This is a genomic window from Rhodococcus sp. FW305-130 (assembly GCF_058788335.1).
Genome location: NZ_JBYTAP010000004.1, coordinates 658,529 through 665,984, shown reverse-complemented (window position 1 = coordinate 665,984; position 7,456 = coordinate 658,529). Strand labels below are relative to the sequence as shown.

7 protein-coding genes and 1 tRNA gene are annotated in these 7,456 nt (G+C 62.5%); all 8 read right to left on the bottom strand.

Going from position 1 to position 7,456, the window contains the following annotated elements; genetic code table 11:
• Positions 1-319 precede the first annotated feature (319 nt).
• The 8 genes from AC3WQS_RS16220 to cspE all read right to left on the bottom strand — a co-directional run bounded on the left by AC3WQS_RS16220 (position 320) and on the right by cspE (position 7,303).
• A complete protein-coding gene (locus tag AC3WQS_RS16220) occupies positions 320-517 on the bottom strand; it encodes a hypothetical protein (RefSeq protein ID WP_003946112.1) in 198 nt (65 codons plus the stop codon).
• Positions 518-669: 152 nt separating this feature from the next.
• On the bottom strand, positions 670-1,092 hold the full coding sequence (locus AC3WQS_RS16215) for a DUF2752 domain-containing protein (RefSeq protein ID WP_134998512.1): 423 nt from the start codon (positions 1,090-1,092) through the stop codon (positions 670-672).
• Positions 1,093-1,122: 30 nt separating this feature from the next.
• The gene (locus AC3WQS_RS16210; protein ID WP_021342696.1) at positions 1,123-1,692 is read right to left on the bottom strand and encodes an RDD family protein; all 570 of its coding nucleotides are present in this window, start codon (positions 1,690-1,692) and stop codon (positions 1,123-1,125) included.
• 121 nt (positions 1,693-1,813) lie between these two features.
• A tRNA-Thr gene (locus AC3WQS_RS16205) sits at positions 1,814-1,886 on the bottom strand.
• Positions 1,887-1,916: 30 nt separating this feature from the next.
• Positions 1,917-3,146 (bottom strand): DNA polymerase III subunit delta', encoded by a 1,230-nt coding sequence (locus tag AC3WQS_RS16200; RefSeq protein ID WP_019746652.1) that lies wholly within the window; start codon positions 3,144-3,146, stop codon positions 1,917-1,919.
• A 33-nt stretch (positions 3,147-3,179) separates the two neighbouring features.
• On the bottom strand, positions 3,180-6,116 hold the full coding sequence (gene topA / locus AC3WQS_RS16195) for a type I DNA topoisomerase (protein WP_019746651.1): 2,937 nt from the start codon (positions 6,114-6,116) through the stop codon (positions 3,180-3,182).
• A gap of 215 nt (positions 6,117-6,331) precedes the next feature.
• Positions 6,332-6,916 carry a hypothetical protein gene (locus AC3WQS_RS16190; RefSeq protein ID WP_003946106.1) on the bottom strand — a complete coding sequence of 195 codons (585 nt, stop codon included), beginning with the start codon at positions 6,914-6,916 and terminating at the stop codon, positions 6,332-6,334.
• 183 nt (positions 6,917-7,099) lie between these two features.
• Complete coding sequence (gene cspE / locus AC3WQS_RS16185) at positions 7,100-7,303, bottom strand: transcription antiterminator/RNA stability regulator CspE (protein ID WP_003946117.1); 204 nt, start codon at positions 7,301-7,303, stop codon at positions 7,100-7,102.
• Positions 7,304-7,456: the final 153 nt, after the last annotated feature.

Genomic DNA, 7,456 nt, shown 5'->3' with positions numbered 1-7,456 from the left:
GTGAAGTACCAAAAAATATTTGGCACTGACATTCATCGACACACTGTTGAGTTCTCAAAGAACACGCACACACCATCACCACGACCCTATGGCCGCCGCTCCGGGGCAACTTTTCCAGCCTATCCCAACCAGGTCACCGGCGCAAACCGGAACCCCGTGAAGAAAAACTGGATTGTGTTCGCCAGGCACTTCGTACAACCTCGTGTCACTCACCCTCGCAGGTGGGAGTCGGTGTCCGTGTCGCTCTGACCTGGACAAAGTTACGCGAAGATCAACACAACACCAAATCGCCAGGTCAGAGCACTGCGGTCGGTAAACTTCACGGAACCCAGTACCTCTCGGCCAGTTCTTCGACGATCGGATCGCCTTCCTCGGCCTGTTCCAACGCTTCGAGATCGTCGTTGATCGACACCAGCCGGGGATCGTCACCCTCAGCTTCCTGAATCGGGTGCCGACCGTCCTCGGCGAGTTGCCTCAGTAGCTTTTCCTTGACGCGCGCTTTCAACGAATCAGCCATACCGCCAGCATGTGCCGCTCCGGCCCAGTTGTCGAGGCCTACTCGTCGTCCTTCTTTCCGAAGACACGTCGTGCCGTCGGAATCAGGATGATCAGCGCGCCGAGCAGAACGATGAGCGAAAAAACCTGCAGTGCCATGTCGACCTCTTACCGTCACGCCGGCGCGAGCCAGCTCCCCCACGGGGTGTTTCGAACAACCGTAAATGCAACGAGAACTCCGAGCACCACGATCGTCACAGTCGGCCGAAGCACGATCATGCGATCCCGCGTGCCTTTCCAACGGCGCACTGTCCAACCGATCCACGCGATCACCAACACCGCGACAAACGGCACGATCAAGACATTGCTGGACACTGCGGCGCCAACATCCAGATTAGTCAGGTCATTGACCGCACGAAGGCCACCACACGCCGGGCACCACAATCCCGTAAACGCATACATCGGACAAACGCCGTAACTACCCGCACTGTGGGGATCACGGAAGTGGAGTACCGCGGCGGCCGCCACCGCCACTGCAGCAACACCGACGGGTGCGGCCAGTGCGCGTCGTCGACTTGCGACCGCTTCCAACTCCATGACACCCACTGTAAGAGACCTCGGCAGCGACTAGCGCGCGCGAACGACTACCGACCGGACCACCATGTCGTGCCAGCACTGGTGCTTCGAGTCCCAGAGCGGCCAGAGATAGTTGAGGAAGCAGGCGCCACCCAGGATCGCCATCATGATCCAACGAAGCAGCGCCATCACCGGGCCGAGAGGCACACCGTCGGACTCCCGAATCACCGAAATTCCCAGCCACTTCTTGCCGAGCGTCTGTCCGGTGTTCCCTTGCCTGAAGACGAGATTCCACACCTCGATCAAGAAGATCGCCAGTATGCCGACGACCATGACGATCACCCCGACCGGATTACCGCCTTCAGCGCTCACGCTGCCGTCGTCGTATGTGGTCACTTCGGATCCGGAGAACGCGATCACTGCTCCGATGCCCGCGAGGATGACGCCGGGGAGCGGAACGACAAAGCCGTCGAGGATTGACGCAAACACCCGAGAGATCCAGCTTGCGTACGGATAGGCGGGCGTCGGCGGCTGATAACCCTGCGGCGGCATCGGCGGCATCTGCCCGTACGGCGGCTGATTCTGCGATGGTTGGCCTGGTCCCCAGTTCTGATCCGACATCGAGGTCTCCCCTGTTCAGGCACGTGTTCGCCGAACTCAGGATAAACCGCACATACGCAAGAATTGGGAACTAACGACAAGAGCCCCACATCCGGATTTCCGGGTGTGGGGCTCTTGGCCGAGCTGCCTGAGAGAATCGAACTCTCGACCTTTTCATTACGAGTGAAATGCTCTACCGACTGAGCTAAGGCAGCGTGCCTTTCGGCGGTGGCGAGTCTATCTGGTCAACCCCCGGATCGCGAAAACGGGGGTCGGAAAGCGGCTCCGATGGAGGCAACCATCGCATCGAGCGCCCACTGCAACTTGACGTTGAAGTCGACGGCCTCGCGGCATTCGAGCACCGCTTCGATGCACTTGAGCAACCCCTCCGGGGACGTTCGCGCAGCCAACTCGGCGGCCTGCCGAGCCATGTCGGGATGGGTCGCCGTCGACGTCGACCCCAGCGAATAGGAAAGCGCGTCCCGGTACATGCCGGCCAGGTCGATCAGCGTCCGGTCGAGAAGATCGCGGCGGGCCCGGGTGTCGCGCGATTTCTGACGCGCTTCGAGGTCCTTGATCAGACCAGCCGATCCGCGCAGAGTCCCGGCTGTTCCCTTGCCGGTTCCACCGCCACCCAAGGAGACCTTGAGCTCCTCGAGTTCCTGTTCCTTGAGTTCGGCGTAGAACGCCTTGGTGTCAGCCTCGATCGACTTCACCAAGTTCTCTGCGGCCTTGTACGCCGTCGAAGCACCGATCGCGTCTGCGGCCAGCCGAAGCGAACGCTGACGCTCGTCCCGCGCGCTCTCGTCGGTGGCGAGGCGCCGCGCCCGACCGACATGTCCGCCGCTGATCGATGCGGCGATTCTCGCTCGCTCCGGATCCAGCCCGTCGCGGTCGATCAGTACCTGAGCGATCGATTCGACGGACGGCGTCACCAACGGCATGTGCCTACACCGCGAACGGAGGGTGACAGACATGTCTTCCGGATCGGTCGTCGGCGCGCAGAGCAGGATGACCGTGCGGTCCGGTGGCTCCTCGACAACCTTCAGCAGGGCGTTGGCTGCGCCTTCGGTCAAACGATCGGCATCCTCGACCACGATGACCTGCCACCGCCCCGTCGTCGGCCGACGCGAAGCGATGTTGACTATCTCGCGCATGCCTTTGACGCTGATGCTCAGGCCGTCGGGGATGATCCGTCGTACGTCACCGTGGGTTCCACCCATCGTCGTCGTACACGCATGACACTCACCGCACCCTGGTGCACCGTCGGAGGTGCATTGCAGGGCTGCGGCGAAGCAGAGAGCAGCAACCGAACGACCAGAGCCGGGTGGCCCGGTGAAGAGCCACGCGTGGGTCATCTCCGAGCCGCTGGAATCGCCACGAGCCGACAGCGCAGCATCACGCAGGCTCTGCTCGACGTCGTGCTGACCCACCAGCCGACCGAACACACCTCGCTCGGCCACTTCAGTACTCATGCAAAAACCCTAACCGTCGGCACCGACGAAGCCTTACGAGTCCTTCTTCGCCGGAGCCTTCTTGGCGGCAGCCTTCTTGGCCGGGGCCTTTTTTGCGGCTGTTTTCTTGGCGGCGGCCTTCTTTGCCGGAGCCTTCTTGGCTGCTGCCTTCTTCTTGACGGGACCGCGGGCCCGACGATCAGCCAGCAACTCCGACGCACGAGCATCAGAAATGGATTCGACGTCGTCGTCCTTGCGAAGGCTGGCGTTGGTCTCGCCGTCAGTGACGTACGGACCGAAACGGCCGTCCTTGATCACCATCGGCTTCTCGCTGACCGGATCGACGCCCAACTCACGCAACGGAGGCGTTGCCGATGCCTGACGCCCACGACGCTTCGGCTCGGCGTAGATCTTGAGCGCTTCGTCGAGCGTGACGGTGAACATCTGCTCTTCGTTGGCGAGCGAGCGTGAGTCCGTGCCCTTCTTCAGGTACGGGCCGTAACGGCCGTTCTGCGCGGTGATCTCTTCCTTGGATTCGGGGTCGACACCCACGACGCGCGGAAGCGACAGCAGACGAAGCGCATCTTCCAAGGTGATCGTCGCCAAATCCATGGACTTGAGCAGCGATCCCGTCCGCGGCTTGGGGCCCGCGACCTTCTTGGCAGCCTTCTTCGCGGGTGCCTTCTTGGCTGCGGCCTTCTTCACCGCAGTCTTGGTACTGCCCGAACTGATTTCTTCCGGCTCGGGAGCGGAGACGGGAACGATGTCCGGTTCCGGCTCGGCCGGCGGTTCGGGCAGGATCTCGGTCACGTAGGGACCGAAGCGGCCTTCCTTCGCGACGATCTCGTGGCCGGTCAGCGGGTCGACGCCCAGCTTGCGGCCCTCTTGAGGCGTCGAGAACAGTTTCTCGGCGTACTCGGGAGTGAGCTCGTCCGGCGGCAGGTCGTCGGGAAGATTTGCCCGCTGCGAGATCAGATCGCCTTCGGGATCGTCCGGGTTCTGAACCATGCGCTCGAGATACGGACCGAACCGGCCGACGCGCACGTGAACCTCGCGACCCTCGGCGTCGTCGAAGAGACGGATGGAGTTGACCTCGCGAGCGTCGATCTCCTCGAGGTTGACACCGACCATCTTCTTCAGCCCGCCCTCGCGGGCGACCGAACCTTCTGCGCCTGTCTCGCCACCGAAGTAGAAGCTGCTCAGCCAGTTGCCACGCTGCTCACGACCGCCGGCGATCGCGTCGAGATCGTCTTCCATTCCTGCCGTGAAGTCGAAGTCGACCAGCCGGCCGAAGTGCACCTCGAGCAGTCCGATGACGGCAAACGCCACCCAGGACGGAACCAGCGCGCTGCCACGTTTGTAGACGTATCCGCGATCGAGGATGGTCTTGATGATCGACGAGTAGGTCGAAGGACGGCCGATGCCGAGTTCTTCGAGCGTCTTGATCAGGCTGGCTTCTGTGTAGCGAGCGGGCGGATTGGTGCTGTGCCCGTCCGGATCGAGCTTGGTGGCCGTGACTTCCTGGCCCTTGACCAGTACCGGAAGCCTGGATTCGGCGTCGTCGGACTGACCGCCGGCTTCTTCGTCGACACTTTCGACGTAAGCCTTGAGGAAGCCGGCGAACACGATGGTGCGACCCGAAGCGGAGAACGTGCAGTCCTCGCCGGTGCCTGCCGTGCCGGAGATGCGGAGCGTCAGCGTCGTACCGCGGGCGTCGGCCATCTGCGAAGCGACGGTCCGCTGCCAGATCAGTTCGTACAGCTTGAACTCGTCGGAATCGAGCTTGGAGTGCAGCTGACCCGGGGTCTGGAACACGTCGCCGGCGGGGCGGATCGCCTCGTGCGCTTCCTGCGCGTTCTTGACCTTGCGGGTGTACTGACGCGGCGTCGGATGGACGTACTCCGGACCGTACAACTCGGTGGCCTGCGCACGAGCGGCTGCGATCGCCGACTCCGAGAGCGTCGTCGAGTCGGTACGCATGTAGGTGATGTAGCCGTTTTCATACAGACGCTGCGCGATACGCATGGCGCGCTCGGACGTGAAACGAAGTTTGCGTCCGGCTTCCTGCTGGAGCGTCGACGTCATGAACGGCGGGTAAGGCTTGCGCGTGTACGGCTTGTCCTCGGCGGAGGAAACCGTGAGGTCGACGCCCTGCAACGCTTCCGCCAGACGACGCGCGTACGCCTCGTCGAGCACGGTGACCGCGCTGCCCTTGAGCTTTCCGTCAGCTCCGAAATCGCGACCGGAGGCGACACGCGAACCGTCGACGGAGACCAGGCGAGCACCGAAACTACGCGGGCTGGCCTCTGCACCGGCGTCGAGCGTCGCGGAAATGTCCCAGTACGACGCCGACTTGAACGCCATGCGCTCGCGTTCACGCTGGACGATGACGCGAGTGGCCACCGACTGGACGCGGCCGGCCGAGAGCTTCGGCATGACCTTCTTCCAGAGAACCGGGCTGACCTCGTAACCGTAGAGACGGTCGAGGATGCGGCGGGTTTCCTGAGCATCGACGAGGTCGGTGTCGAGTTCGCGGGTGTCTTCGGCGGCAGCACGGATTGCCGGCTCGGTGATCTCGTGGAAGACCATTCGACGAACCGGAATCTTGGGCTTGAGAGTCTCGAGGAGATGCCAGGCGATTGCCTCGCCCTCACGGTCGGGGTCAGTTGCGAGGAAGAGCTCGTCGGCGTCCTTCAACAGAGACTTGAGTTCGGCGACCTTGCCCTTCTTTTCCGGGCTCACGACATAGAGCGGCTCGAAGTCGTGATCGACGTTGACGCCGAGACGGGCCCATGACTCGCCCTTGTACTTGGCCGGAACGTCTGCTGCGCCTCGCGGCAGGTCGCGAATGTGACCGACCGATGCCTCTACGACGTAGTCCTTACCGAGGTAGGGAGCGATTTTGCGCGCCTTGGTCGGTGACTCGACGATCACGAGGCGACGAGGGTTACCGGACGCTCCCTGACCGCTGCCGTTGTCCGCTTTAGCCACCTGCTGCCCGAGCCTTCCTTTGGACGTTCACTGCCGTCGGCAGATCTTCAGAACTAGACGTGTGGAGCAAGTTATACCCCGTGTCTCTCTTTACAGAGTGACATACCCGCAAGACATTCGTGCAGATCAGTACAGTATGGGCTCCGTCGGACACGCGGCATGAGCACCGTCGGACACGCGGCATGAGCACCGTCGGACGCGAGGCAAGAGCACTGTCAGACGTGCGGCCAGGCGACCGAAGTGTCGACGTGTTTCGGCGCCTCACCGAGGTATTCGACGAGCTTTGTCAGTCTCTTCTTTCCCGACACACGGAGCCCCGGGCCCGGTGTCCGGTTACCCAGTTGAGTCGGCGCGATACCAACCCGCATCAATGCCTGAGCCAGCGGTGCGTGCGTCTCCTTGGCATGAGGGTCGAGGCCGAACACGAATCGCTCGCCGCCTTCTTCGAGCCTGCCGGCCGCGACGGCCCACACCCGGAGTTGGCGGGAGTTCGGTACCCAACCGACCGGCACCGCCTTCACAGCTCCCTTGGTCCACTGCACGGACAGCGGAAGGAGTGCGGGCGTCGACTGAGTGCGGACCAATGGGCTGCCTTCTTCACTACGCGTCACCTCGGCCCCGAGTCCGCACTGCGCGATCAACTCGGCAACGGCCTGCGCTCTCCAGTCCCGATCCACGACGATCGAGATCCGGGCACGGTCCTCCGAGGTCACGACCTGACCCGGTCCGGCCAGCATTCCGGCGAGGTCCGTCACGGCAGGTGGAATCGACTCGGCAGAGAAAAAGGACAGTTGGCTCACAGAGTGAAACGTAAGCCACGAAGGTACTGACGGCATAGACGACCGGCCGTGGTCGAACAGCTGCGTGCATTACCTCGGACAGAGAAAGACTGGCTCAGCCCGAAAAGATTTGTCCCCCACCGCACGGATGCGATGGGGGACAAATACTGTCCGAACTAATCGCTCAGCGAGTGAGCGGAAAAATCAGACCGCGCGAACGCCGGTAGCCTGGGGACCCTTGGTGCCCTGGCCGACCTCGAACTCCACACGCTGGTTCTCCTCGAGGGTACGGAAGCCGTTGCCCTGAATTTCGGAGTAGTGAACGAAGACGTCTGCGGAACCGTCTTCGGGAGCGATGAAGCCGAAGCCCTTTTCAGCGTTGAACCACTTCACAGTGCCCTGTGCCATGCTTTTCCTTCTCTTTCTAACACCGGATTCGGTGAACAGCCCTTACAGTCCACCGGGCCGGTTCCGACCGCTGTACGTCTTTATTTCCCCCTCAGGAAAGGCAGAGCACCGCGCCCGCAACAACGATCCTGCGAGCGTGCACTTTCTCAAGCC